The sequence below is a fragment of the Actinomycetospora callitridis genome, assembly GCF_028737265.1.
Lineage (GTDB): Bacteria > Actinomycetota > Actinomycetes > Mycobacteriales > Pseudonocardiaceae > Actinomycetospora > Actinomycetospora callitridis.
The window spans coordinates 89,183-116,054 of sequence record NZ_JAQZAK010000005.1 but is presented as its reverse complement, the minus strand read 5'-3'; the positions used below and the strand labels follow the sequence as shown (position 1 = coordinate 116,054).

Annotated in this window: 25 protein-coding genes and 1 pseudogene; 9 read left to right on the top strand and 17 right to left on the bottom strand. The window is 76.0% G+C overall.

Annotated elements, in window-relative coordinates; genetic code table 11:
- Positions 1-6: 6 nt before the first annotated feature.
- The 3 genes and pseudogenes from PH191_RS17855 to PH191_RS29970 form a co-directional block, all read right to left on the bottom strand.
- On the bottom strand, positions 7-786 hold the full coding sequence (locus tag PH191_RS17855; protein ID WP_274195971.1) for a DUF1707 SHOCT-like domain-containing protein: 780 nt from the start codon (positions 784-786) through the stop codon (positions 7-9).
- A complete protein-coding gene (locus PH191_RS17850; protein ID WP_337994076.1) occupies positions 783-1,928 on the bottom strand; it encodes a sensor histidine kinase in 1,146 nt (381 codons plus the stop codon). Before PH191_RS17850 ends, PH191_RS17855 begins: the two co-directional genes overlap by 4 nt.
- Positions 1,908-2,480: pseudogene (locus PH191_RS29970) on the bottom strand (response regulator); the annotation flags it as partial. The pseudogene PH191_RS29970 and the gene PH191_RS17850, both read right to left, overlap by 21 nt.
- Before the next feature lie 197 nt (positions 2,481-2,677).
- Between PH191_RS29970 and PH191_RS17845 the strand changes: the two are divergent.
- From PH191_RS17845 to PH191_RS17830, 4 genes are all read left to right on the top strand, one after another.
- Positions 2,678-4,216 (top strand): alkaline phosphatase D family protein, encoded by a 1,539-nt coding sequence (locus tag PH191_RS17845; protein ID WP_274195969.1) that lies wholly within the window; start codon positions 2,678-2,680, stop codon positions 4,214-4,216.
- Between the two features lie 77 nt (positions 4,217-4,293).
- Positions 4,294-5,433, top strand: coding sequence for an acyl-CoA dehydrogenase family protein (locus PH191_RS17840; RefSeq protein WP_274195968.1), 1,140 nt, complete (start codon positions 4,294-4,296; stop codon positions 5,431-5,433).
- A complete protein-coding gene (locus PH191_RS17835; RefSeq protein ID WP_274195967.1) occupies positions 5,430-6,494 on the top strand; it encodes an acyl-CoA dehydrogenase family protein in 1,065 nt (354 codons plus the stop codon). Before PH191_RS17840 ends, PH191_RS17835 begins: the two co-directional genes overlap by 4 nt.
- Before the next feature lie 4 nt (positions 6,495-6,498).
- On the top strand, positions 6,499-7,182 hold the full coding sequence (locus tag PH191_RS17830; protein ID WP_274195966.1) for an NAD(P)-dependent oxidoreductase: 684 nt from the start codon (positions 6,499-6,501) through the stop codon (positions 7,180-7,182).
- On the opposite strand, the gene PH191_RS17825 is transcribed toward PH191_RS17830, so the two are convergent.
- From PH191_RS17825 to PH191_RS17800, 6 genes are all read right to left on the bottom strand, one after another.
- The gene (locus PH191_RS17825; protein WP_337994071.1) at positions 7,162-8,295 is read right to left on the bottom strand and encodes an alkaline phosphatase family protein; all 1,134 of its coding nucleotides are present in this window, start codon (positions 8,293-8,295) and stop codon (positions 7,162-7,164) included. The genes PH191_RS17830 and PH191_RS17825 overlap by 21 nt on opposite strands.
- On the bottom strand, positions 8,292-8,648 hold the full coding sequence (locus PH191_RS17820) for a hypothetical protein (protein WP_274195965.1): 357 nt from the start codon (positions 8,646-8,648) through the stop codon (positions 8,292-8,294). The genes PH191_RS17825 and PH191_RS17820 overlap by 4 nt, the downstream gene beginning before the upstream one ends.
- A gap of 82 nt (positions 8,649-8,730) precedes the next feature.
- Positions 8,731-9,711, bottom strand: coding sequence for a methylmalonyl Co-A mutase-associated GTPase MeaB (gene meaB / locus PH191_RS17815; RefSeq protein ID WP_274195964.1), 981 nt, complete (start codon positions 9,709-9,711; stop codon positions 8,731-8,733).
- A complete protein-coding gene (gene scpA / locus PH191_RS17810) occupies positions 9,711-11,918 on the bottom strand; it encodes a methylmalonyl-CoA mutase (protein WP_274195963.1) in 2,208 nt (735 codons plus the stop codon). Before scpA ends, meaB begins: the two co-directional genes overlap by 1 nt.
- Positions 11,915-13,795: a methylmalonyl-CoA mutase family protein gene (locus tag PH191_RS17805; RefSeq protein ID WP_274195962.1), complete on the bottom strand. Its 1,881-nt coding sequence runs from the start codon at positions 13,793-13,795 to the stop codon at positions 11,915-11,917. Before PH191_RS17805 ends, scpA begins: the two co-directional genes overlap by 4 nt.
- 106 nt (positions 13,796-13,901) lie before the next feature.
- The gene (locus PH191_RS17800) at positions 13,902-14,471 is read right to left on the bottom strand and encodes an XRE family transcriptional regulator (protein ID WP_274195961.1); all 570 of its coding nucleotides are present in this window, start codon (positions 14,469-14,471) and stop codon (positions 13,902-13,904) included.
- Between the two features lie 50 nt (positions 14,472-14,521).
- Between PH191_RS17800 and PH191_RS17795 the strand changes: the two genes are divergently transcribed.
- Together PH191_RS17795 and PH191_RS17790 are read left to right on the top strand one after the other, a co-directional pair.
- Positions 14,522-15,478 carry an NAD(P)/FAD-dependent oxidoreductase gene (locus tag PH191_RS17795; protein ID WP_274195960.1) on the top strand — a complete coding sequence of 319 codons (957 nt, stop codon included), beginning with the start codon at positions 14,522-14,524 and terminating at the stop codon, positions 15,476-15,478.
- The gene (locus PH191_RS17790; protein WP_274195959.1) at positions 15,475-16,122 is read left to right on the top strand and encodes an SAM-dependent methyltransferase; all 648 of its coding nucleotides are present in this window, start codon (positions 15,475-15,477) and stop codon (positions 16,120-16,122) included. Before PH191_RS17795 ends, PH191_RS17790 begins: the two co-directional genes overlap by 4 nt.
- A 123-nt stretch (positions 16,123-16,245) precedes the next feature.
- Here PH191_RS17790 and PH191_RS17785 read toward each other — a convergent pair whose 3' ends face one another.
- The 4 genes from PH191_RS17785 to PH191_RS17770 all read right to left on the bottom strand — a co-directional run bounded on the left by PH191_RS17785 (position 16,246) and on the right by PH191_RS17770 (position 19,638).
- Positions 16,246-16,980, bottom strand: a complete 735-nt coding sequence (locus PH191_RS17785; RefSeq protein ID WP_274195958.1) for a hypothetical protein — start codon at positions 16,978-16,980, stop codon at positions 16,246-16,248.
- A gap of 215 nt (positions 16,981-17,195) precedes the next feature.
- On the bottom strand, positions 17,196-17,360 hold the full coding sequence (locus tag PH191_RS17780) for a hypothetical protein (RefSeq protein ID WP_274195957.1): 165 nt from the start codon (positions 17,358-17,360) through the stop codon (positions 17,196-17,198).
- A 116-nt stretch (positions 17,361-17,476) separates the two neighbouring features.
- Positions 17,477-18,901 carry an acyl-CoA synthetase gene (locus tag PH191_RS17775; protein WP_274195956.1) on the bottom strand — a complete coding sequence of 475 codons (1,425 nt, stop codon included), beginning with the start codon at positions 18,899-18,901 and terminating at the stop codon, positions 17,477-17,479.
- A gap of 38 nt (positions 18,902-18,939) precedes the next feature.
- Entirely contained in the window at positions 18,940-19,638 is a 699-nt protein-coding gene (locus PH191_RS17770; protein ID WP_274195955.1) for a TetR/AcrR family transcriptional regulator, read from the bottom strand.
- An 82-nt stretch (positions 19,639-19,720) separates the two neighbouring features.
- Here PH191_RS17770 and PH191_RS17765 point away from each other — a divergent pair, with 82 nt between their 5' ends.
- Entirely contained in the window at positions 19,721-20,551 is an 831-nt protein-coding gene (locus tag PH191_RS17765) for an NAD(P)H-binding protein (protein WP_274195954.1), read from the top strand.
- A 6-nt stretch (positions 20,552-20,557) separates the two neighbouring features.
- On the opposite strand, the gene PH191_RS17760 is transcribed toward PH191_RS17765, so the two are convergent.
- Genes PH191_RS17760 through PH191_RS17750 form a run of 3 tightly spaced genes read right to left on the bottom strand, consistent with a single transcriptional unit; the run spans position 20,558 to position 23,426 of the window.
- On the bottom strand, positions 20,558-21,418 hold the full coding sequence (locus PH191_RS17760) for an ABC transporter permease subunit (RefSeq protein WP_274195953.1): 861 nt from the start codon (positions 21,416-21,418) through the stop codon (positions 20,558-20,560).
- Complete coding sequence (locus PH191_RS17755) at positions 21,415-22,380, bottom strand: ABC transporter ATP-binding protein (RefSeq protein WP_420791819.1); 966 nt, start codon at positions 22,378-22,380, stop codon at positions 21,415-21,417. Before PH191_RS17755 ends, PH191_RS17760 begins: the two co-directional genes overlap by 4 nt.
- Positions 22,377-23,426, bottom strand: coding sequence for a LolA family protein (locus PH191_RS17750; protein ID WP_274195951.1), 1,050 nt, complete (start codon positions 23,424-23,426; stop codon positions 22,377-22,379). Before PH191_RS17750 ends, PH191_RS17755 begins: the two co-directional genes overlap by 4 nt.
- An 83-nt stretch (positions 23,427-23,509) precedes the next feature.
- On the opposite strand from PH191_RS17750, the gene PH191_RS17745 reads away from it, so the two are divergent.
- Entirely contained in the window at positions 23,510-24,172 is a 663-nt protein-coding gene (locus PH191_RS17745) for a response regulator transcription factor (protein ID WP_274196182.1), read from the top strand.
- Positions 24,169-25,479 (top strand): sensor histidine kinase, encoded by a 1,311-nt coding sequence (locus PH191_RS17740; protein WP_274195950.1) that lies wholly within the window; start codon positions 24,169-24,171, stop codon positions 25,477-25,479. The genes PH191_RS17745 and PH191_RS17740 overlap by 4 nt, the downstream gene beginning before the upstream one ends.
- A 310-nt stretch (positions 25,480-25,789) precedes the next feature.
- Here PH191_RS17740 and PH191_RS17735 read toward each other — a convergent pair whose 3' ends face one another.
- A complete protein-coding gene (locus PH191_RS17735) occupies positions 25,790-26,821 on the bottom strand; it encodes a DMT family transporter (RefSeq protein WP_274195949.1) in 1,032 nt (343 codons plus the stop codon).
- Positions 26,822-26,872 lie beyond the last annotated feature (51 nt).

Here is a 26,872-nt window from a genome sequence, read left to right as displayed (position 1 = left end):
CGCGGCTCAGCGCTCGAGCGCGGACCGGTCGCTGCCGCCCTCGAGGGACGGCGGCTTGCGGGTCACCGACACCCCGCCCATCAGCGCGAGGCCGGACACGCGCACGCGGGGGCCGTCCGGGCGTCGCGATACGCCCGAGCCGTCCTCGAACCCGCCGAGGAAGCCGACGCCGTCCTCGATCACCGTGGTGTCCGGGTCGACGGTGACGTCGATGCCGCCCATGATCGCGACGGCCTGGATCGTCACCTCGACGCCGGCCGGGACGCCGCGCAGGTCGAGGGTGATGCCGCCCATGATCGCGATGGCGCCGATGGCGAGCCCGGCGTCGTCGAGGCGCGCGTCGCGGAAGGACAGCTCGGCGCCGCCCCAGAACGCGAACACCCGGTGGGTGAGACCCGGGGTCCACTCGCCGCGCTTCTGCGCGCCCGAGAGCACGCCCACCGAGGTCGTCGACGAGGGCCGGTCGAGCCGCCCGAGCGGCCGCCGCATCGAGGTGTCGGTGCCCGGCACCGGATCGGCCGGGCGGTCGACGGGCCGGAGGTCGGCCGTGATCGGCGCGAGGTCCCGCCGGAAGGTCGCGGCGTAGGTGTCGCGCAGGCGCTCGTCGCCCTCGACCATCGTCAGCCGCCCGTCGGCGACCGCGGTCCGCACGACCTCCGCGACCTGCTCCCGCTCGGCGTCGGACGCGCGGATCGGCGGCGGCTCCGCGGGCACGGCCGGGGGACGGGAGGGTGCGTTCGCGCCCTGCTCGTCGGGCGTCTGGTCGTCGGACGCCGGCTCGGTCATGGCCGGGAGGATAGGCGGGCGCCGGGGTCGGCGGGAGCACCGTCCGGCGTCCCGTCTGCCGCGGGCAGGTCGACGACGAACCGCGTCTCGCCCGGGCGGCTGGTGATCCGCAGGGTGCCGCCGTGCTCGGCCACCACGGCGGCGACGATCGACAGGCCGAGGCCCGTGCTGCCGGTGGTGCGCGCCCGTCCCGACTCGCCGCGGGCGAAGCGCTCGGCGACGTGGGGCACCAGGTCGGCCGGGATGCCGGGCCCGTCGTCGGCGACCGAGAGCCGCACCACGGCGCGCCCGTCGTCGCCGATCGAGGGGTGCAAGCCGACGGTGACGTGCGTGCCCGGCGGGGTGTGCGTGCGGGCGTTGGCGAGCAGGTTGGCGACGACCTGGTGCAGCCGCTCGGGGTCGCCGACGACCTCGGGCAGGACGGCGTCCTCGTCCTCGTCCCCGCCGCCGAGGTCCAGCGCCCAGCGGTGCTCGCGGGCCGCGGCGTGGGCGTCGGTGACGGCCTCGACGACGACCCGCGCGAGGTCGACGCGCTCGCGCGCCAGGGGCCGGCCGGCGTCGAGGCGGGCGAGCAGCAGCAGGTCCTCGACCAGCGCGGTCATCCGCACCGTCTGCGACCCCATCCGCTCGAGCAGGCCCGCGACCTCGCCCGGCAGCTCGTCGGCGTGGCGCGCGGCGAGCTCGTTGTACCCGCGGATCGCGGCCAGCGGGGTGCGCAGCTCGTGGCCGGCGTCGGCGACGAAGCGCCGCAGCCGGGTCTCGCTCTCCTGCCGGGCGGCGAGGGCGGCGCCCACGTGGCCGAGCATCCGGTTGAGCGCCGCGCCGACTTGGCCGACCTCGGAGCGGGGGTCGGCGTCGACGTCGGGCACCCGGTCGGCGAGCTCGACCTCGCCCGAGGACAGCGGCAGCTCCGAGACCCGGCGTGCGGTGGCCGAGACGCGGTGCAGCGGGCGCAGGGTCAGCCGGGTGGCGACGGCGGCGGCCACGCCGGCGACCACGACGCCGATCCCGAAGATGATCGCCTCGCGGACCACCAGCTCGCCGACGGTGTCCTCCAGCGCGTCGGTGGACAGGCCGACGACGGTGACGGTGCCGTCCTCGCCCGCGGCGGCGGCCAGCCGGACGCGGCGCGGGTTGCGCATCAGGAAGCGCAGGAGCTCGAACTCGGTGGCCGTGAGCTCGACCGGCTCGCCGCTGCGGGTGACCTCGTGGCTGTCCTCGTCGAGGGTCAGGTCGCCGACGGCCAGCGTCGCGTCGCCGCGGACGGCGGTCGCGACCGCCGCGCGGCGCAGCAGGCCGCGCAGCCGGGCGACGACCTCCTCGAGGCTGAACGGCTTGGTCACGTAGTCGTCGCCGCCGGCGGTGAGGCCCGCGACCCGGTCCTCCACCGCGTCGCGGGCGGTCAGGAAGAGCACCGGCACGTCGGGGCTGTCGGCACGCAGGCGGCGCAGCACCTCGAAGCCGTCGATGTCGGGGAGCATCACGTCGAGGACGACGACGTCGGGACGGAACTCCCGTCCCTGCCGCACGGCGCCCAGCCCGTCGCCGGCGCTGCGGACGTCCCAGCCCTCGTAGCGCAGGGCCATCGACAGCAGCTCGGCCAGCGTCGGCTCGTCGTCGACGACGAGCGCCCGGACCGGCGTGCCGTCGGGTCGGCGCAGGTCGGCACGGGTCGCGGCGTTCACGACACGCACCCGGTCAGCCGGCCGTCGGCCCCGGCTGGGTGCTTCCTGTGCGCGAGCTGTGCGAGGCGTCACACAGCGCGAAAGTCCGGTGACGGAACGTCCGAACCGCTCGGTGGTGGTCATCCGTTGGTGTGGGCAGGGGACGGGCCTGACCCATCGGCGCTCCCCCGGTCCGTCCGGACGGTCGAGCTGCAGGGGGACGCGGCATGGGGGTGTCGCGCCGGACACTGCTCGGCGGCGCGGTCGCGCTCACGGGCGCGGCGGTCGCGCTCCGCGCCCCGTGGGTCGCCGACGCGACGGCACCGGCGGCCACCGCGTCCCCCTTCGCGCTCGGTGTGGCGTCCGGTGACCCGACGCCCGACGGGGTCGTGCTCTGGACGCGCCTCGCCCCCGACCCGCTCGCCCCCGACGGCCTCGGCGGCATGCCGTCGCGGCCGGTGCTCGTGGAGTGGGAGGTCGCGGCGGACGCGGGCTTCCGGGCGCCGCTCGCCCGCGGCAGTACGGTGGCGCGCGCGGAGGACGCCCACGCCGTGCACGTCGAGGTCGCCGGGCTGCGCCCTGCCGCCGAGCACTTCTACCGGTTCCGGGTCGGTACCGAGGTCAGCCCGGCCGGACGGGCGCGGACCGCTCCCGCGCCCGGCGCACGGGTCGACCGCTTCGCGTTCGCGATCGCGAGCTGCCAGAGCCGCCCCGACGGCTACTACAACGCCCACGCGGCGATCGCGCGCGACGACCTCGACCTCGTCGCCTGGCTCGGCGACTACATCTACGAGAGCGCCGCGGCCGGCGTCCCCGGCCGCGCCCACCTCCCGGCCCGCGAGGCCGTCTCCCTCGCCGACTACCGCCTGCGCCACGGGCAGTACCGGACCGACCCCGACCTGCAGGCCGCCCACGCCGCCGCCGCGTGGGCCGTGACGATCGACGACCACGACGTGGAGAACAACTGGGCCGGCGACGCCTCGCAGGTCGACGACGAGCCCGACGACGACCCGGCGGTGTTCCGGGCCCGGCGCGCCGACGCCTACCGGGCCTTCTGGGAGCACATGCCGTTGCGCCGGGCCCAGCGCCCGCAGGGCCCGGACATGCGGATGCACCGGCGGCTGACCTTCGGCGACCTCCTCGACCTGCACCTGCTCGACACCCGCCGCTACCGCAGCGACCAGGACCCGGAGCGGCCCCGCGACCGGGCCCGCACGATGCTCGGCACCGACCAGCGCGCGTGGCTGACGACGGCCCTCGCCGGCCCGACCGCGCGCTGGAACGCGCTGGGCCAGCAGGTCTTCTTCTCCCCGCGCGACCTCACCGCCGGCCCGGCGACCGGGCTCGACGAGGACTCCTGGGACGACTGCGCCGCCGAGCGCGACGCCCTGCGCGACCACCTCGTCGCTGCCCGCACGCCCAACCCCGTGATCCTCACCGGCGACGTCCACGCCGCCCTCGCCTGCGACGTGCGGGCGGACTTCACCGACCCGTCGTCGCGCGTCGTGGCCACCGAGCTCGTCACCACCTCGATCAGCTCCGGCGGGAACGGCAGCGCGCGCGGGGCGGGCGACGCCCCGCTGCTCGCCGAGAACCCCCACATCCGCTTCGTCGACCGCCGGCGGGGCTACGTGCGCAACGTCGTCACGCCCCGCGAGTGGCGGGCCGACTTCCAGGTGGTCGACACCGTGTCCACCCGTGGCGCCCCGGCCCGCACGGCGACGAGCGTCGTCATCCCCGACGGCGACCCCGGCGCCCGGGCCTGATCACCTGCGGCTGGCCCCGGGTCGCCCGGTGCGGCACGGTGACAGCGCGACCGCGCGCCACCCCGGGAGGCCGAACGATGATCTTCGCTCCGTCCGCGCTGTCGCCGGAGGAGGAGGGGCTGCGCGAGGAGGTGCGCGGCTTCCTCGCCGGGATCCTGCCCGCCGACTTCCGCCCCGGTCTGGGTCTCGGCGGCCGCCACGACCCGGAGTTCACGCGGGCGCTGGCGGAGCGGGGATGGGTCGGCATGTCCATCCCCGTCGAGTACGGCGGCGCCGGCGCGAGCACCGTGCGGCGCTTCGTGGTGGTCGAGGAGCTGCTGGCGGCGGGCGCGCCGATCGCCGCGCACTGGATCGCCGAGCGCCAGACCGCGCCCGCCCTGCTGCGCTTCGGCACCGAGGAGCAGCGCCGCTGGTTCCTCCCCCGCATCGCCGCCGGCGAGTGCTGGTTCTCCCTCGGCATGAGCGAGCCCGACGCGGGCTCGGACCTCGCGTCGGTGCGCACGACGGCGACGCGCGTCGAGGGAGGCTGGCGGGTCACGGGCACCAAGGTCTGGACCACCAACGCGCACCTCAACCACTTCGCGGTGGTGCTCTGCCGCACGACCCCGGAGGCGGAGGCCGGCGACCGCCACGCGGGCCTCTCGCAGCTGATCGTCGACCTCGGCGCCGACGGCGTCCGCGTCTCGCCGATCCCGCTGATCGACGGCGAGGAGCACGTCAACGAGGTGGTGCTCGACGGCGTGTTCGTCCCCGACGAGCGCGTCCTCGGCGAGGTCGGGAAGGGCTGGGCCCAGGTGACCGCCGAGCTCGCCCACGAGCGCTCCGGCCCCGATCGCTACCTGTCGGTGCTGGGCCTGTACCGGGCGTTCCTCGAGACCCACGGCGAGGACGTCGACGACACGAGGGCCGCCGCGATCGGGCGGATCGGCGCGCAGATGTGGACGATCCGCCAGCTCTCACTCGCCGTCGCCCGCTCGCTCGAGCAGGGCGAGGCGCCGGCGGTGGAGGCCGCGCTGGTCAAGGACGTCGGCACCACGTTTGAGCAGCAGGTGGTCGAGACCCTGCGCGACGCCGCGGGCGGGGAGATCGATCCGGAGGGCCCGACGATGTTCGAGCGCCTGCTGGCCGAGTGCGTGCTCAACGCCCCGACGTGGACGCTGCGCGGCGGCACCACCGAGGTGCTGCGCGGGATCGCGGCCAAGGCGCTCACGCGATGACGGCGCTGCCCGACGTCACGGCCGTGCGCGAGGCCGTCGCCGACGTGCTCGCCGACCGGTGCACCCCTGCCGTGCTCGAGGACGCCGAGCGCGACGGCTGGGCCCCCGGGGTGTGGGACCCCCTGCACGCCGGCGGCTTCACCACCGTCGGCGTGCCCGAGGACGCGGGCGGCGCCGGCGGGTCGGTGGCCGAGGCGTGCGCGATCCTCGAGGAGGTCGGCGCGGCCGCCGCCCCCGTGCCGCTGGCCGAGACCGGCCTGCTCGCCGGCCGCCTGCTCGCGCACGCGGACCTCGCGCTGCCCGACGGGCCGCTGACCACGGGCGCCGGCCCCGTCGCCCTGCGGCACGGGGCGCTGGTGGGGCGCCTGGAGCGGGTGGCGTGGGCGCGGCGGGCCCGCCGGATCGTCCTGCTCGCCGACGACCCCGGCAGCGGTCTCGTCGTCGCCGTCGTCGACCCGGCCGGGGCGTCGATCACGCCGGGACGCAACCTCGCGGGCGAGCCCCGCGACGCCGTGGGTCTCGACGGCGTCGTCCCCGAGACCCTCGCGCCGGCCCCGCCCGACGCCCGTGAGGCGCTCGCCCGCCGCGGGGCGCTGGCGCGCGCGGCCCTGATCGCCGGCGCGGCGCACCGCGTCCGCGACCTGACCGTCGCCTACACCGGCGAGCGCGTGCAGTTCGGGCGCCCGGTGTCGCGGTTCCCGGCCGTCGCCGACCACCTCGTCCGCCTCGCCGAGCAGGCCGAGATGGCGGCGATGGCCGCCCGCGCGGCCGCGGTGGGCGCCGGCGAGCACGGGGAGCCCGCCGCGCTGGACGCGGCCGCCGCGTCCGCCGTCGCGTCGGAGGCCGCCGGGCTCGTGGCCGCCGCGGCCCACCAGGCGACCGGCGCCATGGGCGTGACCCGCGAGTTCGCCCTCGGCGTCCTCACCCGGCGGCTGTGGTCGTGGCGCGACGAGTGGGGTGGCGAGCGGGCCTGGGCGACCCGCCTGGGCCGCACGCTGGCGGCCGGGGGCCCGGACGCGCTGTGGCCGACGCTCTCGCGCGGGGTCGGCACCTCCGGCTGATCGTGTGAGCGCGCCCACGGCCCGGGCCGGCGGAGCGCGGGTACCCGCCGGCATGGACGTCACGGTGTTCGGCGCGACCGGCAAGATCGGCCACCTCGTCGTGGAGCAGCTGCTCGAGGCCGGTCACCACGTCCGTGCGCTGGTGCGCTCGCCCGGGAAACTCACGGTGGAGGACGAGCACCTCGAGGTGATCGTCGCCGAGCTGGACGACGCCCCCGCGATCCGCAAGGCCGTCGACGGCGCCGACGCGGTGATCAGCGCCCTCGGCCCGGCCATCGACCCCTTCCTGCGCAGTGGCCCGCTCACCGAGGCGACGCGGACGATCGTGGCCGCGATGCACGAGAGCGGCGTCCGGCGCCTCATCGCCCTCGCGACCGTCAGCGTCCCCGACCCCCGCGACCGTCCGGGCCTGATCGACCGGCTCGTACCCGTCGGGATCGGCCTGCTCATCCCCGGCGCGCTGCGCGAGATCCAGGGGATCAGCGAGGTCGTCACCACCTCCGAGCTGGACTGGACGCTCGCCCGGATCACCGCGCCGATCGACATCCCGACCAACGGCACCCTGCGCGCCGGGTTCCTCGGCGGCGACGTCGGGGCGCCGATGGCACGCACCGACGTCGCGTCGGTCCTCGTCGACCAGCTCACCGACGACCGCTTCGTCGGCGCCTCACCGGCCATCAGCAACTAGGAGAGGCACGTACCGCTCCTCGGCGGTCAGCGATCCGTGCTGGCCCGGCAGGCGCGAGAGCAGGGGCTCCTCCTCCGAGCGCACGACCGCGGCCGTGCCCCGCAGGGCGACCACGGCGTCCGGCACCCGGGTCCGCAGCGCGTCGTCGAGCGGCCCGAACCAGTCCTGCGCGATCGCCTCGGCGTCGGCGCGGATCCACGCGTCGTCACCCAGCACCCCGCGCCAGGACGCGAGCACGTCGTCGGCCGCGCCGGGGCGGGCGTAGACCAGGCGGGCGCGCGGGTCGCCGCCGACGAGGGCGACGCCGGCGAGCAGGTCAGGGTCGGTGTCGGCGTCGTGCTTCCGGTCCACGGTGACCATCCCGTGGTCCGCGGTCACGGCGAGCACCGCGTCGGCGGGGAGCTCCGCGACGAGCTGCTCGACGAGGTGGTCGAGCTGGCGCAGCTGGAACCGCCAGGCGAGCGACCCCGGGCCGTGGAGGTGCCCGAGCTGGTCGAGGTCCGCGTGGTAGCCGTAGACGAGCTGTCGCCCCGGACGGCCCAGGGCCTCGATCATCTCGGCGGCGAGGTCGCCGAGGGCCCCGACGCCCCGGTAGTCCGCGCCGCGCAGGGCCGAGCGGGTCAGCCCGGACCCGCGGAAGGCCCGGTACGAGACGACGGTGGCCCCGACGTCCTGCGCGGCGGCCCGCTCGAACACCGTGGGGTGCGGCTGGACGACCTCGGGCACCAGCTGCTCGCGCACGTCCTTGCCGTCGGCGGTCCAGGTCAGGGCGTCGAGCAGGAGGTCGTCGACCCGGAACCGGACGCCGAGGGTGCCGTGGGCGCCCGGCGGCAGCCCGGTGCCGAGGGTCGTCAGGCTGATCGGGGTGCTGGACGGGAAGCCGACCGGCAGCGGACCGTGCTCCGCCATCGCCGCGAGGAACGGGGCGTCGCGCGCGTGCTCGCGCAGTTGAGCGTGTCCGAGCCCGTCGATGAGCAGGAGCCCCACCGCGCGCGCCTCGGGCAGTGCCAGCCCGGGCACGACGGGGCCCGCGCCGAGCCCGGCGAGCACGGCCGGCATGACGTCGTGCAGGCCCGGCGCCCCCGGGTCCGGGAGCACCGGCTCGCCACTCACCGGTCGTCCGACGACGTCCCGGGGACCACCCGGGCCTCGAGCCGCGCCCAGGTCTCGCTCCACTCCGCCATCGGCACGAGCAGGCGCTGGAGCACCTGGAGCTGCTGGTCGAACGCGACGAGCTGGCTCTGCATGGCGGCGACGGCGTCGCGCTGGGCCTGCAGCGCCGTGCGGATCGCCCCGAGCTGCGCGGCGGACATCGCGCCCGGGTGGGTGGCGATGTCGGGCAGGGCGGGCAGATCGCCGAGCGGGTTCGCCGCGCCCGCGGCCCGCACGACGTTGTCCGCCACCCCGCGCAGTCCGGAGATGAGGCCCCAGAGGGGGTTCTGACCGCCGGCGGGCTCCTCGCTCATGAGCACGTTCTACCCGCTCGGAGTCGACCACCTCGCCCGCGACGCTTCGGTTTCGAAGCATCTCCCCCGGACGGTGACCGGGTCAGCCGCGCGTGCCGAGGAACGCGTCGAGGATGCGGTCGGCGGCCAGCGCCGGGGTCAGCTCGCCGGCCTGCACCTCGCGCTCGAGCTCGCTGCGCATGTCCTTGACCTCGGGATGGTCCTTCAGGCGCCCGAGCACGCGGTCGCGGACCATCTGCCAGGTCCAGTCCACCTGCTGGCGGGCGCGCTTCTCGGCGAGGCCGCCCTCGGCGTCGAGGTGCTCCTGGTGGCGCACCAGCGCCGACCAGACGTCGTCGAGACCCGTGCGCTCGGCGGCGCTACAGGTCAGGACCGGGACCTTCCAGGACTCGCGCTCCCCCCGGAGCATCGCCAGCGCCTGCTCGAGCTCCCGGGCCGCCCGCTTCGCCTCGCGGGCGTGGGGACCGTCGGCCTTGTTCACCGCGATCACGTCGGCGATCTCGAGGATGCCGCGCTTGATGCCCTGCAGCGAGTCGCCGGTGCGGGCGAGGGTGAGGAAGAGGAACGAGTCGACCATCTGCGCGACGGTCGTCTCGGACTGCCCGACGCCGACCGTCTCGACGATGACGACGTCGTAGCCCGCCGCCTCCATCACGACCATCGTCTCGCGCGTCGCCTTCGCGACCCCGCCGAGCGTCCCGGCGGTGGGCGACGGGCGGATGAACGCGTCGTCGTCTCCTGCGAGCTCGTTCATCCGCGTCTTGTCGCCGAGGATGGAGCCGCCGGAGCGGGTCGAGGACGGGTCGACGGCCAGCACCGCCACCTTCGACCCCGCGGCGGTGAGCGTCGACCCGAGCGCGCCGATGAACGTCGACTTCCCGACGCCGGGCACCCCGGAGATGCCGATCCGCCGGGCCCCGCCGGCGTGCGGCAGCAGCTCGACGAGCAGCTCCTGCGCGGCCTCCTGGTGGTCGGGGCGGGTCGACTCGACGAGCGTGATCGCCCGGCCGATCCAGAGCCGCGAACCGGACCGGACGCCGTCGACGTACTTGTCCAGATCCATCAGGACGTGCTGTGCCCCAGCCGCTGCGACAGGGTCTCCAGCAGCTGCGTGGCCGCCTCGGCGATCACGGTGCCCGGGCCGAAGATCGCCGCGGCGCCCTTGTCGAGCAGCTCCTGGTGGTCGCCGGGCGGGATGACGCCGCCGGCGACGATCAGGATCTCCCCGGCACCGGCCTCGGCGAGCTCGTCGCGGAGCGCGGGCACGAGCGAGAGGTGCCCGGCGGCGAGCGACGAGACGCCGACGACGTGCACGTCGGACTCGACGGCCTGGCGCGCGACCTCGCCCGGGGTCTGGAACAGCGGGCCCACGTCGACGTCGAAGCCGAGGTCGGCGAACGCGGTGGCGATGACCTTCTGCCCGCGGTCGTGCCCGTCCTGGCCCATCTTCGCGACGAGGATGCGGGGCCGGCGGCCCTCGGCCTCCTCGAACGCCTGCGCAGCCTGCCTGGCCTGCTCGACGGCGGAGTTCTCGCCCACCTCGTCACGGTAGACCCCGGAGATCGTCCGGACGTCCGAGCGGTGCCGGCCGTAGACCTCCTCGAGCGCGTCGGAGATCTCCCCGACGCTGGCCTTCGCGCGCGCGGCGTCGATGGCGAGCTTGAGGAGGTTGCTCTCGAGACCGCTCTCCCGGGTGCCCTCGGACGCGGCGCGGGCGGCGTTGGTCAGCTGCTCGAGCGCCGAGCGCACGGCGTCGTCGTCGCGGTCCTCGCGCAGCTGCTTGAGGCGCTCGACCTGCTGGCGCAGCACGTCGGCGTTGTCGACCTTGAGGACGTCGACGTCCTCGCCCGAGGTCAGCGGGTACTTGTTGACGCCGATCAGCGGCTGGCGCCCGGAGTCGATGCGCGCCTGCGTGCGGGCGGCGGCCTCCTCGATGCGCATCTTGGGCAGGCCCTCGTCGATCGCCTGCGCCATGCCGCCGGTGGACTCGACCTCCTGGATGTGGGCCCACGCCCGCTGCGCGAGCTCCTGGGTCAGCCGCTCGACGTAGGCCGAGCCGCCCCACGGGTCGACGGTGCGCGTCGTCCCGGACTCCTGCTGCAGCAGCAGCTGGGTGTTGCGGGCGATGCGCGCGGAGAAGTCGGTGGGCAGCGCGAGCGCCTCGTCGAGCGCGTTCGTGTGCAGCGACTGGGTGTGGCCCTGCGTCGCCGCCATCGCCTCGACGCAGGTGCGGACGACGTTGTTGTAGACGTCCTGGGCGGTCAGCGACCAGCCCGAGGTCTGGCTGTGCGTGCGCAGGGAGAGCGACTTCGGGTTCGTCGCGCCGAACGACGCCACGAGCTTCGCCCACAGCAGCCTCGCCGCGCGGAGCTTGGCGATCTCCATGAAGTAGTTCATGCCGATGCCCCAGAAGAAGGACAGCCTGGGCGCGAATTCGTCGACAGTCAGCCCAGAATCACGGCCCGCCCGCAGGTACTCCACCCCGTCGGCCAGCGTGTAGGCCAGCTCCAGGTCGGCCGAGGCCCCGGCCTCCTGGATGTGGTAGCCGGAGATGGAGATCGAGTTGAACTTCGGCATCTTCTCCGAGGTGAAGCTGAAGATGTCCGAGATGATCTGCATCGACGGCTTCGGCGGGTAGATGTAGGTGTTGCGGACCATGAACTCCTTGAGGATGTCGTTCTGGATGGTCCCGGCGAGCTGGTCCGTCGACACCCCCTGCTCCTCGGCCGCGGCGACGTAGAGCGCCATCACCGGGAGCACGGCCCCGTTCATGGTCATCGACACCGACATGCGGTCCAGCGGGATGCCGTCGAAGAGCTGGCGCATGTCGAGGATCGAGTCGATCGACACCCCGGCCATGCCGACGTCGCCGGAGACGCGGGGGTTGTCGGAGTCGTAGCCGCGGTGCGTCGGCAGGTCGAACGCGACCGACAGGCCCTTCTGCCCAGCCGCGAGGTTGCGCCGGTAGAACGCGTTGGACTCCGCGGCCGTCGAGAACCCGGCGTACTGGCGCACCGTCCAGGGCTGGGTGACGTACATCGTCGGGTACGGCCCGCGCAGGTAGGGCGTGATGCCGGGGTAGGTGCGCAGGAAGTCGAGGCCCTCGAGGTCGGCGTCGGTGTAGAGCGGCTTGACCCCGATGCCCTCGGGGGTCTCCCACACCAGGTCCTCGGAGCCCTTGCCGGTCGACGCCTCGAGCGCGGCCTCCCAGTCGCCGGAGGCGGCCTCGGGCGTGCCGAGCTCGACGTCGCCGAAGTTCGGGATGCTCATCGCTGACCCTCCAGCTCGTCGAGCGTGTCACGCAGGACGGCGGCCGCGTCGCAGCCGGCGTGGAGCGTGCCGTCCACACCGTCGATGTCCTTCTTCCCCGCCAGCAGGATGCGCGCGGCACCCGCCTCGCGCAGGGCGGCCGCGACGTCGGCGGCGTACTGGTCGTAGTTCTTGTCCGACGACGCGATCACCGCGACCGGGGTGCCGGCCCCGCGGAAGGCGTTCGCGATCTCCGCGGTGTCCGTGCCGCCCGGCCCGTCGACGGTGACGATGCCGCCGGCGCCCATCAGGTTCTGGGTGAACGACACGCGGGCGGTGTACTCGGCGAGCTTGCCGATGGTCGCGAGGAAGACCGTGGGGCGCTCCTCGGCGGCGTCGGCACGGTCCCGGAGCGTCTCGAACACCTCGGCGTAGCGACGCCGCGGCAGGCCGCCCTCGTGGTCGGTGTCGGGGCGCGGCGCGCGGCGCGGGAGCTCCTCGTGGAGGTTCGGGAACTCGCTGACGCCGGTGATCGGGTCCAAGCGGGCGGCGATGCGCCCCGCGCGCTGCTGCCAGGTCGCGTCGAGGCGGGCGGCGAGGCTGCCGTCGTCGAGCACGGCCTCGATCCCGCCGTCGCGCTCGATGCGCGTGAACTCCTCCCAGGCCGCGTGGGCGAGCGCGTCGGTGAGCGACTCGACGTACCAGGAGCCGCCGGCCGGGTCGATCACGTGCGCGAGGTGCGACTCCTCGAGCAGCAGCGCCTGGGTGTTGCGCGCGAGGCGGCGGGCGGCCTCGTCGGGGCGACCCAGCTCGCTGTCGAAGGGCAGCACCGTGACGGCCGCGGCACCGCCGAGTCCCGCGCCGACGGCGGCGACGGTGCTGCGCAGCATGTTCACCCAGGGGTCGCGGCGGGTGATCATCGCGGGGCTCGTGACGGCGTGCTGCGCCATCGCCCGGCTGCTCTCCGCGGCGCCGCTGACGTCGCCGATGCGGTCCCAGCAGCGGCGCACGGCCCGGAGCTTGGCCAGCGTCGCGAACTGGTCGGCGGTGGCGGCGAAGCGGAACTCCAGGCGGGCGAAGGCCTCGTCGGTGCTCAGGCCCGCCTCGGTGAGCGTGCGCAGGGCGGCGACCCCGGCGGCCAGCGCGGCCCCGAGCTCCTGGGCGTCGCTGCCGCCGGCGCGGTGGTAGGGCCGGCCGTCGGCGACCACGGTGCGCAGCTGCGGGTGGCTCGCGGCGGCCGTCCTCGCGTGCTCGACGAGGGCGTCGCGGTACTGCTGATCGAGCGCGGGCCCGCCCTGCGTGCGGTCCAGCAGCGGGTCGTAGCCGAGCGAGCCGGGGATCGCGCCGGCCCCGGCCTGCTCGGCGAAGCGCAGCAGCGCCGCGGCGGCGTCCGGGGTGTCGCGGCCGGCCTCGAGGGCGATCGGCGCGAGGTCGACGAACACGCCCTCGAGCAGCCCGTCGAGTGCCGCGACGGGCGGGCCGCCGGCGTCGCCGAGCACGAGCCAGAGCGACGAGACGCCGTTCTCCAGCTCGGCCATGAGGACGTCGTGGGCCTCGGCGACCTCGACGTCGGCGGGGAACGCGTGTCGCTGGCGCACGAGCCACCCGTCGGCGACCTGCCCCTCGGGGCGGGCGCCGCGCACGAACGGCGAGAGCCCGGGGACGCCGGTGTCGACGCCCGGGGCGTCCTCGGCGGCGTAGAGCCCGGCGATCGTGATGCCGTCGTCGGTCACCGTGGCCAGCGCGGCCTCGGCCTCCTCGGGCGTCACCTCCCGGCCCGACTTCGCCAGCACGCCGGCGACGAGCTCCTGCCACTGCGCGCGCGTCGGGTCGTCGAACTCGGCCGCCAGCGTCAGCTCCTCGGGCGCCTCGTCCAGCTCTGTCCCACCTGAGGTCATGACCCGGGATCGTAGAACCGGCAGCGCCGACCGGTTCTCCACCGTGCGACAGGCCACCCTCGGGCCTGCGCCCTCGTGAGTGCTTGACCGTGTCAGAACACGATGGTCAGGCGCGCATGTGCACGCGCTCGCCCTGGCGCCCGAAGAGCGCGAGGACCTCGACCGGGCCCTCGCCGGTGGTGCCGAGCCAGTGCGGGCGGCGGGTGTCGACCTCGGTCGCCTCGCCCGGGCGCAGCACGAGGTCGTCATCGCCGTTGATCACGCGGAGCCGGCCGGCGAGGACGTAGACCCACTCCCAGCCCTGGTGGACGGGGAGCTCGTCGGGCGGGGTGTTGCGGGCGGGCGAGAAGACGAACTTGTAGGCCGCGGGCTGGCCGGGGCTGCGGGACAGGCGGTACATGACGGTGTCCTCGCTGCGCGAGACCGGCGCGTCGCGGGCCGGCGCGGCCTCGCGCAGCCCGACGAGCTCGTCGAGCCCGGTGCCGTAGACGGTCGCCAGCGGCAGCAGCAGCTCGAGGGTGGCCCGCCGGCCGCCGGTCTCGAGCCGGGAGAGGGTGCTGACCGAGATCCCGGTGCGCTCGCCCAGCTCGGCGAGCCCCAGGCCCTCCCGCCGTCGCCGGGTCGCCAGCCGTGCGCCCAGCCCGTCGAGCACGTCGTCGGTCGTCACGTTTGCCATTCTGGCAAGAATCCTCGTCGCGCGGGGCGCCGCGGAGCAGGCTCGTGAGCATGAACGACGAACCCCTCGACGCCCTCGTCCTCGGGGGTGGCGCGGCCGGGCTGTCCGGCGCGCTGACCCTCGCCCGCTCCCGCCGCTCGGTGCTCGTGCTCGACGCCGGCGAGCCCCGCAACGCCCCGGCCGCCGGGGTGCACGCCTTCCTCACCCGCGACGGCCTCCCGCCCGCCGAGCTCGTGCGTCTCGGGCGCGCGGAGGTGGAGTCCTACGGTGGCCGCGTGCGCCCCGGCACCGCCGTCGCCGCCCGGCGCGTCGGCGACCTGTTCGCCGTCGACACCGCCGACGGGGAGACGCTGCACGCGCGGCGCCTGCTCGTCGCCACCGGCCTGGTCGACGAGCTGCCCGACCTGCCCGGTGTGCGCGAGCTCTGGGGCCGCGACGTGCTCCACTGCCCGTACTGCCACGGCTGGGAGGTGCGCGACCAGCCGCTGGCCGTGCTCGGTACCGGGCCGGGGAGCCTGCACCAGGTGAAGCTCTTCCGGCAGCTGACCGCCGACCTCGTCTACCTGCGCCACCACGCCCCGGAGCCCACCGCCGAGGAGGCCGAGGAGCTCGCCGCCCTCGGTATCCCCGTCGTCGACGAGGAGGTGACGGGCCTGGAGATCACCGACGACCGTCTCTCCGGCGTGCGCCTCGCGAGCGGGCGCGTGCTGCCCCGCACCGCGCTGGCCCTCGCCCCGCGCTTCGTCGCGCGCAGTGCGGTGCTGGAGGACCTGGGCGTCCCCTTCGCCGACCACCCGTGGGGCGGGCGCTACGCCGCGGCCGAGGACGTCACGGGGCAGACCGTCGTGCCCGGCGTCTGGGTCGCGGGCAACGTCAGCGACCTGTCCGCCCAGGTCGTCGCCTCCGCGGCCGCCGGCACGCTCGCCGGCGCCCGCATCAACGCCGATCTCGTCGTCGAGGACACCGCCCGGGCCGTCGCCCGCCACCGCGAGGGAGCCGTCGCATGACCACCCACGAGCAGTACACCGCCGCGTTCTGGGACGAGCGCTACAGCGGCAGCGAGCAGATTTGGAGCGGCGCCCCGAACGCCGTCCTCGTCCAGGAGGTCGCCGACCTCGCGCCCGGCACCGCGCTTGACGTCGGCAGCGGCGAGGGCGGTGACGCGATCTGGCTGGCGCAGCAGGGCTGGCGGGTCACCGCGATCGACGTCTCGGAGGTCGCCCTCGGTCGCGTCGCCGCGCGCGCCGAGGCCGAGGGCGTCGCCGACCGGGTGACGACGATCCCGGTCGACCTCTTCGCCGAGGAGCTGCCCGGCTCCCACGACCTCGTCACCGCGCACTTCATGCAGCTCCCCGGCGCGGTGCGGCCCCGCCTCTACCGCGCGATCGCCCGTGCCGTGGCCCCCGGCGGGACGCTGCTGCTCGTCGGGCACGACCCGGAGGGCATGCCTCCCGAGGCGGGACACGACGGTGGGCACCACCACCCGCACGACATGTTCGCCACCGCCGAGGAGCTGGTCACCGAGCTCGGCGACGCGCTCGACGGCTGGACGGTCGAGGTGGCCGAGCGCCGCGGTCGCGACGCCGTCCAGCCCGACGGGCGGCCGCGGTTCCTCTACGACGCCGTCCTGAGGGTCCGGCGCCCTGGGTGAGCGAGGAACCCCGCGTCGACGCCCCGACGAGGGCTGTCAGGGGCGGAGGTCCGCTCGGGTCGAGCCATGACCTCCCGCTCAGATGCTTCGAAAACCGAAGCGTCCCGGCGGAGGGTCGCTGGGTCAGGGGAGCAGGGAGTCGCCGCCGTCCCCGCCGCTGTCGCTCCCACCGCCGTCGCCGCCGCTGCTCTCCTCGTCGGACGACGACGCCGCCGCCGAGGACTCGGTCTCGGTCTCGGTCGCGGGCTCCGGCTCCGGCTCCGGGGACTCCTGGTCCTCGGACGACTCGGCCGGCGCGCTCGTGTCCTGCTCGTCGGTGTCGTCCTCGGGCGGCGCCTCCCGGGTGCCCGCGAACTCGACGTCCGGCGTGGCCGCCGCGGCGTCCGGGGCCTCCTCGGGGGCCTCCTCACCGTCCGGGGTGGCCGGGCCGGCCGGGGCGTCCGGACCCTCGGCCTCGAGCTCCCGGATACGGGCGTCGATCTCCTCGAGCCTCCCCTCGTCCCCGGAGTCCAGCGCCTCCTGGCGCTCCAGCTGCAGCTCGACGACGCGAGGATCGAGCGGTTCCGGTGTCTCCCCGGGAGCCGGGGTGGGCTCGGCGAGCTGGTCCTGCAGCTCGCGGTCGATCTCGTTCAGGGGCCTGCCCGGCGGCTCGGTGGTGTCGTCGTCGGGGTCGGTCGGCTGCGGCGGCTCCTCGCCCTCGGCGTCCTCGGGGGTGTAGCGGCCGTTGGGGTCGGCGTCGCCGTCCGGGTTCTCCTGCGGGTGCCAGCCGCCCGGGTTGTAGTACGGGTCGTGGCCCCAGGGGTAGTAGACGGGGTGCCAGCCGAACGGCTGGTGGATCGGGCTCCAGCCGAAGGGCACGGCGGTGGGTGCCAGCCGTACGGGTTGTAGTCGGGGTGCCAGCAGTTCGGGTTGTACTCGGGGTGGTAGCCCTCCGGGTTGCGGTCGAGCTCCCAGCAGTGGGGCTCGCTGCGCGGGTGGTAGCCGCAGGGGTTCTCGACCGGGTCCCAGCCGTTCGGGTTGTCGCGCGGGTGGTACTGCCAGGGGTCGCCCTGCGGGTCCCACCAGTCGCCGGGCTACCAGTGGTCGGGCAGGTCGTGGGTGTCGTGCCACTGGATCAGCACCTGGCAGGTGGGCGGGCAGGCCTGGAGGTGCTCGGGACACCAGTAGGCAGCGGCCTCGGCCGGCTCCGGCACGTCGGGCTCGGGATCCGTCGCGGCGACGCCGGCCTCGCTGCTCATGGGTCGGATCCCTTCGACGCGGAAGCGGGAGGCGGCCGGGCCGCGCTCGGACGAGCTTCCGTCACGTCGAAGGAAAGGTCATGAGTAGCCCACTACTCAGACATGGTCGCCGCTGCTCAGAGGCGCGCCTTCTGCACCTTGCCCATGGCGTTGCGGGGCAGGGCGTCGACGACGCGGACCTCGCGCGGGCGCTTGTGGGCCGAGAGGCGCTCGGCGACGAAGGCGATGACCTCCTCGGGGTCCACCGGGTCGCCGGCGAGCACGACGTGGGCGACGATCCGCTGGCCCAGGTCGTCGTCGGGCTCGCCGACCACCGCGGCCTCGCGGATGCCGTCGTGCTCGAGCAGCGCGGTCTCGATCTCGCCGGCGCCGACCCGGTAGCCGCCGGTCTTGATGAGGTCGACCGACCGGCGACCGACGATCCGGTGGTAGCCGCCGGGGTCGATCACCGCGGCGTCGCCGGTGCGGAACCAGCGGTCCTTCGTCCACGTCTCCGCCGTGGCCTCCGGCCGCCCGAGGTAGCCGGTGAAGAGGCCGGGCCCGCGGACCTGCAGCTCGCCGATGGACTCGCCGTCGTGCGGGAGCAGCTCGCCGTCGGTCTCCTCGTCGGTGGACACGAGCCGGGTCTCGACGCCCGCCACGGGGACGCCGACCCACCCGGGGCGGCGCTCGCCGTCGGCCCGGACCGACAGGGTGATCATCGTTTCGCTCATGCCGTAGCGCTCCACGGGCGCCTGGCCGGTGAGCTCGCGCAGCTTCTCGAACACCGGGACGGGCAGGGGCGCGCTGCCGGAGACGAGCAGCCGCGCGGAGCGCAGCGCCTCGGCGGCGGCCGGGTCGGCGGCGATCCGCGACCAGATCGTCGGCACCCCGAACAGCAGGGTCGCGCCGTGGTCGCGTACGGCCGAGGCGTAGAGGTCGGGGCGGGGTCGTCCGACGTGCACCAGCCGCGACCCGAGCCGCAGCGCACCGAAGACACCGAGGACCAGCCCGTGGACGTGGAACAGGGGCAGGCCGTGGGCGAGGGTGTCGTCGGCGGTCCACTCCCACGCGTCGGCGAGACCGTCGAGCCCCGCCGCCATCGCCGTCCGCGACAGCAGCACGCCCTTGGGCGCGCCGGTGGTCCCCGACGTGTAGAGCACCAGGGCCGGGCCGTCGAGCGGGGCCTCGCGGGCGACGTCGCCGCTGCGGCGGCTCAGGTCGACCTTGCGCACCGGCAGGGTGACGTCCGTGGGCCGCTCCCCGATCCAGAGCGACGCCCCGGAGTCGGCGAGCAGGTGCGCGCGCTCGCCGGACCCGACGTCCGGGGGCACCGGGACGACCGGGGTGCCGGCCAGCAGGCCGCCGACCATCGCCACGATCGCTTGTGCCGTCGGCTCGGCGAGCACCGCGACCGGGCCCTCGGCGGACCGGTCGACGATCTGGTCGGCGACCACCGAGGCCGCTCCGAGCAGCTCCGGGCCGGACATCGACGTGTCCCCGATGCGGATCGCCTCGGGGTCGTCGAGGCCTCCCTCGAGGAGCGCAGCCAGCAGCGTCATGGCGCCCATGATGGGCACCCGCGCGCGACGGCGCGCGGCTACCCCTGGGCCAGGAGGCCGTCGACGATCACCCGCAGCTTCCAGGAGGCCCGCGCGTCGCCCCCGCCGCCGGTCAGGAGGGGCCGCAGAGCCACGATCGTCGGGAACTGCGCGGGGTCCAGGGCGGCGTAGACGGCGTCGATGCGACCCGCGAACGCGGCGCCCATCGCCTCGGTCGTCGCCCGGTCCGGATCGGCGATCTGGCGCTGCTCCCGGTGCCACGCCGCCTGCTCGAGCGCCGAGGAGGCCACGTACTGCCCGAGGAGGTCGGCGGCCCAGGCGCAGGCGGCGTCGTCGATGCCGCCGACCCGCAGCAGGCGCAGCACCTCCTCGTTGACCCGCAACGAGTGCGGACCCAGCGGCACCCCGGCGATGGCCGCCATCGCGATGTCGGCGTGGGCGGACAGCGCCGCGACCATGCGGTCGATCAGCAGTTCGAGGCGGGCGCGCCAATCGCCGTCGGCCTCGGTCGGGAGCGCGACGTCGGCCAGGGCGAGGTCGTGTACCGCCTCCATCAGCTCGTGGCGGTCGGCGACGTAGACGTAGAGCGACGCCGGCCCGGTCTCGAGCTCCGCCGCCACCCGCCGCATGCTCGCGGCGTCGTAGCCGACCTCGTCGACGACGCGCAGCGCCGCGGCGACCACCGCCTCGCGGCTGAGGGCGGTCTTCGCCGGGCGGGTGCGGGGTCCGGGGGGCACACGGACGACCCTAGCTTGACGAACGGCGTTCGTGGCGTACGGTGTTCGTGACGAACGCTGTTCGTGAAAGGAAGGTGCTCGCATGATCCTCGTGACCGGAGCCCGTGGCCACGTCGGCCACGCCGTCCTCGACGGCCTGCTCGCCGCCGGCGTCCCCGCCGACCGGCTGCGCGCCTCGGGGCGCGACCCGTCCGTCCTCGATGTGCCCGCGGGCGTCGCCACGGTCGCCGCCGACCTCGCCGACCCGTCGACGCTGCCCGCGGCGTTCGACGGCGTCGAGCAGGCCTTCCTCTACGCCTCGGGCGACGGGTCCGTGGTGGCCGAGGCCGCGTGCGCTGCCGGGGTAGAGCACATCGTGCTGCTCTCCTCGCTGTCGGTGATCGACGACGACCCCGAGGACCGGATCGGCGCGATGCACCGCGTCGTCGAGGCGCCCTGGCGGGACTCCGAGGTCACCGCGACGTTCCTGCGCCCCGGCGCGTTCGCCGCCAACACCCTCGACTGGGCCGACGGGGTGCGCGCGGGCCGGGTGGAGCTGCCCCTGCCCGACAGCCACGTCACCCCGATCCACGAGGCCGACATCGCCGACGTCGCCGTCGCCGCGCTCACCGGCGGCGCCGTCCGGGGCACCGCGCCGAGCCTCACCGGGCCGGAGTCGCTGTCGTTCCGGGAGCAGGTCGGCGTGATCGCCGCCGAGGTCGGGCGCGAGGTCGAGGTGGCCGCGCTCTCGGCCGACGAGTACCGCGAGCGGATGGGCCGGTTCGCCCCGCCCTGGCTCGCCGACACCCTGCTGCGTCTCTGGTCGGCGAGCGACGGCAAGCCCCAGCCGGTCGACGACGTCGCCCCGCTGCTCGGGACGCCGGGCCGGAGCTTCGCGGCCTGGGTCCGCGACCACCGCGACGCGTTCGTCTGAGCCGCCCTACCCGTCCCGGCGCCGCATGCGCCACACGGTGATCCCGACGCCGAGGACGAGGTAGACCAGCGCGCGCCCGGTGCTGGAGACGAGGCCGTCGAGCGGCAGCGGGTCGCGCAGGGCGTCGGTGCCGGCGCTCCAGCCGGAGGTCAGCAGCAGGGGCTGGAGCCACTCCAGCGACGGGATCGCGGCGAGGACACCGAAGACGATGAGCCCGCCGAGCACGGACGCCAGGACGACGAGCGGGTGCTCGGTGAAGGCCGAGACCGCGAGGGCCACCGCGGCGACCGCGAGGAGCTGGACGACGGTCCAGGCGGCCACGAGCAGGACGCGCCCGAGGGCCTCGCCGAGCCCGAGCGTCGTGCCGGAGAGCGTGATCATGGTGCCGCTCGGGCCGCCGACGACGACGAGCCCGGTGAGCACGCCGACGACGGCGACCAGCAGGACGGCCAGCACGGCGACGGTCACGACGCCGACCGCCTTCATCACGACCAGCCGGGTGCGCCCGACCGGCGCCAGGAGCAGCCCGCGCAACGTGCCGTGCGAGGCCTCGCCGGCCAGGGCGTCGGCGGACGCGGTGGCGACGGTGAGGGGCAGCAGCAACGTCAGGGCGAGCCCCATCGCGGCGATCGGCAGGACCAGGCCGTTGCCGGCCACCGCGGCGACCAGCCCGGGGCCGTCGCGGTCGCCGTCACCCGGCCCGCCGGTCAGGGCGATGCCGACGCCGATCGCCACGGGGACGAGGGCCAGGAGCCCGAGCAGCACGAGGGTCCGCGGGCGGCGCAGGACCCAGCGGACCTCGGCGGCCGCGAGCCGTCCGAGCGGGGCCGTGGTCCGGGTGGCGGTGCGCGTCTCGAGGGTCGTCACGCGTCCTCCTCGGTCAGGCGGGCGAAGAGCTCCTCGAGGTGGGCCCGACGCCGGTGGACCTCCCACACCGCGACGCCCGCCGCGACCAGCGCGGCCACGACCTCCGGCGCCTCGAGCCGACCGGGCGGCACCGCGACCCCGCCCTCGGCGCGGTACGAGGGCGCGCCGGCCTCGCGCAGGGCGAGGATCGCGTCGTCGACGTCGGGGGTGCTCACCACCAGGCCGCCGGTGTCCGCGTCGAGCAGCGTCTGCAGCTCGCCCGCCACCAGCAGCGTCCCGGTCTGGAGCACCGCGACGTGGCTGCACACCGCCTCGACCTCGGCGAGCAGGTGCGACGAGAGCAGCACCGTCGCCCCCGACGCGCGCAGCTCGGCGACGACCCGCCGGACGTCGCGGGTGCCCGCCGGGTCGAGGCCGTTGGTCGGCTCGTCGAGCACGACGAGGCGCCGGGGGACGAGCAGCGCGGCGGCGAGCCCGAGGCGCTGCTTCATCCCCAGGGAGTAGGCGCGGTAGCGCTTGCGGGCAGCGTCGGCGAGCCCGACACGCTCCAGGGCCGCGTCCACCGGCTCGCGCAGATTGCCGTCCAGGCGCGGCTCGGCGGCGGCGGCGCGCAGGAGGTTGTCGCGACCGGAGAGGAACGGGTGGAAGCCCGGCCCCTCGACGAGCGCCCCGACGTCCGGGAGCGCCGAGGCCAGGTCGTTGCCGCTGCGGCCGAGGAGCTCCACCGTCCCGGCGGTCGGGCGTGTCAGCCCGAGCAGCATCCGGATGAGGGTGGTCTTGCCCGACCCGTTCGGGCCGAGCATCCCGAGCACGGCGCCGGCCGGGACGTCGAGGTCGACGTCGTCGATCGCCACCGTGTCCCCGAAGGTCTTGCGCAGCCCGCGGACCCGCGCGGCGACCGCGTCCGAGGAGGACACGGTCGCCGGCTGCTGGTCCGTCGGCGCGCTCGTCCCCGCCGTCACCGGGCCAGGGCCTCGGTGAGCACCTGCTGCGGCACCGCACCGGCCGCGATCCGGCCGTCGTCGGTGACGATCACGGTGGCGACGGCGGTGGTGATCACGCGGCCGCTGCCCCACGGGCCGCTCACCGGCGTGCCGAGCGTGGACAGGTCCGGGGCACCCTCGGGCTGCTGGCCCTCGGGCTGGCCCTCCGGCTGACCCTGCGGCGCCCGGCCCACGATCACCGTGTCCCAGCCCTCGCCGACCCGCTGGCCCTGCTCCTCGCCCTCGGGGCGGTCCGGACGGCCCTCGCCGGCCGGCGCGTCCCGGACGGTCGTCCCGGGCGGCGGGGTGAAGGTGAACAGCGACGCGTCCTGCGGTCCGTACGCGATCTCGGAGAAGCCGACCTGCAGCGCCGGCTCGCCCGAGCCCTGCGCGAGCACCGTGAGCTGCAGCGGCTGGCGGGTCTCGGCGTCGACCGCCACGCGCACCTCGCGCAGCAGCGTGCGCTCGGTGGGCAGCGGGGTCAGCACCAGCTGGTAGGCGGCCCGGCCGGCGACCTCGGCGGTGCCGTCGACGGCGACGGTGCTCGACTGCCGCAGCGTCGCGATGGCCTGCGTCGCGGCGGTGGTCGGGTCCTGGTTGTCGGGGCCGGCTTCCGCGTTGTCGGGACGGCCCTCCCCGGCCGGGGCGCGGGTCGCGGTGCGGTCGCGCGAGTCGTACGACCAGCGCGTCGTCCCGTCCGAGACCAGCGTCCGCTCGCCGTCGGACGACGGGAGCGCGACGCGCCCGCGTCCCTCGCCGCCGGACCAGACGCGCACCGAGGACGTGCCGTTCGCGAGCTGCGGGACGCCGGGGACGGCGGGCAGCCCGAGGGCGTTGTCGACCTCGACCTCGCCGGCGAACGGCTGCTGGTCGGCGGTCATCACCGAGGACACGAGGTCCTCGGGACTCACCGGCGGCAGCACCGGCGCCGCCGACGCGCCCGCCGGGGCGACCACGAGACCCACACCGACGGCGCCCACGAGCACCGCACCCAACCCTGCCCCGACCCAGCGCCTGCGACCCATGACCCCATCGTGTCCCCCGCGTGCTGAGACTCCTCTCAGCGTCGGCGACGGGGAGGAGGCCTACCGTCGGTGCCGTGCCCCGGGTGCTGGTGGTCGACGACGAGCCGGGGGTGCGCGACGCCCTCGCCCGCGGGCTGGCCGCCGAGGGCATGGAGGTCCGGTCGGTCGCCGACGGCCACGCGGGCCTGCAGGAGGCCTCGACCGGCGCCTACGACGCCGTGGTCCTCGACATCATGCTGCCCGGCCTCTCGGGCTACCGGGTGCTCGAGGCGCTGCGCGCCGAGGGCGTCGCCACGCCGGTGCTGCTGCTCTCGGCCAAGGACGGCGAGGTCGACCAGGCCGACGGGCTCGACCTGGGCGCCGACGGCTATCTCGTGAAGCCGTTCTCGTTCGTCGTGCTCGTCGCCCAGCTGCGCGCGATGCTGCGCCGCTCGGGACCCGCGACCACGCGGGTGGTGCACGGCGCGCTGAGCCTCGATCCCGCGACCCGGTCGGTGACGTGGGAGGGCCGCGACGTCGAGCTCTCGGCCCGCGAGTTCGCCGTGCTGCACGCGCTGGCGGTGCACCCCGACGCCGTGATGACGCGCGACGACCTGCTCGCCGCGGTGTGGGGCGGGGGCGGGTCGGCGAGCCGCAACGTCGTCGAGGTCTACGTCGGCTACCTGCGGCGCAAGCTCGCCGCGGTCGGCGCCGGGGAGCTCGTGCGCACCGAGCGCGGGCGGGGCTACCGGCTGGGCTCCGGGTGACGTCCTGGTGGGCGCGCCGCTCGCTGCGGACGCGGATCACCCTGGTGGTCGGGATCGTCGCCGTCGTCGCGCTGCTCGCGGTGGGCCGGGTGGCCGGCGGGTTGCTGTTCTCCGCGCTGGTGGAGAGCGGGGACCAGACGCTCGCCGAGCGCGCGGCCGCCGCGACGGGAGCGGTCGCCGGCGGGACGCCGGTGCCGCCGGGCGTGCGGGTGGTGGACGCGGCGGGGTCGCCGGTCGACGGCCGCGGGCCCCGCCCGGTGGACGCGGACGCCCTGTCCCGGCTGGCCGCCGGGCAGCCCGTGACCGTCGTCGAGGGCCCACTCGGACCGCAGCGCTGGGTCGCCGTGCCGGTGCCGGCGCCGGACGGGTCGCCGCGCCTGGTCCTGGCGTCGCGCGACCTGGTCGGCGCCGCGAGCCTGTTCGCCGACGCGGCCCGCTGGCTCGCCGTGGCCGCCCTGCTCGGCGCGGTCGGGGTGGGCGTCGCGGCGTGGGTCGCGACGCGGGTGGCGCTGCGTCCGGTCGACCGGATGCGCGTGGCGGCCGCGGCGGTGGCGCCCGGGGAGCGCCTGCCGGTCCCGCCCTCGCGCGACGAGCTCGCCGCCCTCGCCGTCGAGATCAACGCGCTGCTGGCCCGCCGGGACGACGCGGTCGGGCGCCTCGAGCGCTTCACGAGCGAGGCCGCGCACGAGCTGCGCTCCCCCATCGCCGCCCTGCGCGCCCAGGCCGACGTCGCCGTCGCGCACCCGGGGCAGGTCTCGGATCAGGCCTCGGTGGACGAGACGTGGCGGTCGGTGGCGCGGGAGGCCGCGCGGCTCTCGGACCTGGTCGGCGACCTGCTGGCGCTGGCGCGCGCGGACTCGGGCGAGCGGATGCCGGCGCGGCCGGTGGACCTCGTCGACGCGGTCGGCGAGGCGCTCGCGCGCCTGCCCGAGGAGCCCCTGGTCGCGATGACCCTGTGGGCCCCGATGCCCGTGACGGTCGCCGCGACGCCGGCCGAGGTCGCGATCGTGCTCGACAACGTGCTCGCCAACGCCCGGCGCCACGCCGCGACCGTGGTGCACGTGTCGGTGGTGCCCGCCGGGCGGTGGGTGCGCCTGCTGGTCGACGACGACGGGCCCGGCATCGCGCCCGCGGACCGCGACCGGGTGTTCGACCGCTTCACCCGCCTGACCCCCGAGGCGGGCGAGGGCAGCGGCCTCGGCCTGGCGCTCGTCGCGCGCCTCGTCGCCGGGCGGGGCGGCACCACCCGCGCGACGACCTCGCCCGACGGCGGGACCCGGCTGGTCGTGCGCTGGCCGGTGGGCTGAGGGTTCGCGGGACCCGGGGCCGAGCAGCGAGGGACGCCCTCGCTGCGTCCCACGCACCCAGGGACGCCCTCGCTCCCACGGACCCCGGCGCGCGCCGGCCCGTTGTCGGGGGTCGAGGGCAGGATGGTCGGTGTCGCGCTTCCCCCGCGGCGCAGTTGTCCGTTCGTGCCTGCCCCCGGGGAGCCGCCGTGTCCGCCCACGCCGATCATCGCCGCGCCCGCGCGCGGCTCGACGCCGAGACCATCGACCGCGCCGCCGCCGTCCTGCGACGGCGGGTCGCGATCGGTCGCTACGCCGGGCTCGCCGGCGACTACGCCGGGTTCGAGGTGTGCGCGCTGCTCGAGGCCGTCGCGCACACCTCGGCCGAGGACCCCCGCTCGTCCCGCGTGCGTGACGCGGCACTGCGGGCGGCGCGGGCGCTGCTCGCCGACGAGCCCGGGGTCCCGTGAGCGGCGAGAGCCCGCCGCTCGCGGTGCCCGTCGGTGACCACGGCCAGGGCGACGCCGGCGACGAGGGCCACCTCGCCGAGCAGGGCCAGCGGGCCGGGCACCGCGCCCGCGAGCAGCGCGGCGAACACGAAGCCCCAGGCGGTCTCGAGGGCCATCAACTGGCTGACCAGCACGGGCGAGAGCCGCGCGGCCGCGGCGTGCCACAGCCGCACCGCCAGCCACGACGACACGAGGCCGAGGAAGAGCACGACGAGCAGGGCGCGCACCGGCTCGGCGGGCACACCACCGGTCGCGAGCAGCCAGATCGCCAGCGGCAGGGCCAGCACCCCGGCGGCGAGACCCTGGGCGCCGGCGAGCACCGGGCCGAGGTCGGGGCGGTCGGCGAGCAGGCGGTGCGAGTCGAGGCCGTACCAGCTCCAGGACGCCACCGCGACGAGCGCGAGCAGCGTGCCGATCACCGCGGACCAGCCGCCGGGGCCGGGCGTGGGCGAGGTGTGCACGAGCACCTGCCCGACGCCGACGAGGGCGAGGGCCGGCAGCAGGGCCATCAGGCCCGCGCGCCCCCGGTGCCGCGCGGAGATCAGCGCCATGACCACCGGGACGAGGCCGATGGTCGCGACGGCGATGGTCGGGCCCGCAAGGCGCACGGACAGGGCGACGAGGCCGTAGTAGAGCAGCGAGCCCGTGATCGCGTGCGCGGTCACCCGCACCCACGGGACGTCCGTGCGCAGCACGCGCCGCAGCTGGGGCAGCGACACCGCCCCGAACGCCACGAACCTCCCCATCGCCAGCAGCAGGGCGGGCGCGAGCGGCGCCAGCTCCGGCGCCACGAAGACCGCTCCCCACCCCGCGCCGGCCAGCACCATCGCGCCCAGCGCCGTTCGCCTCGTCATTCCTCCACGATGCGCGCGCGGCCGCGGGTGATGCCGGGCGATCTTCCACGG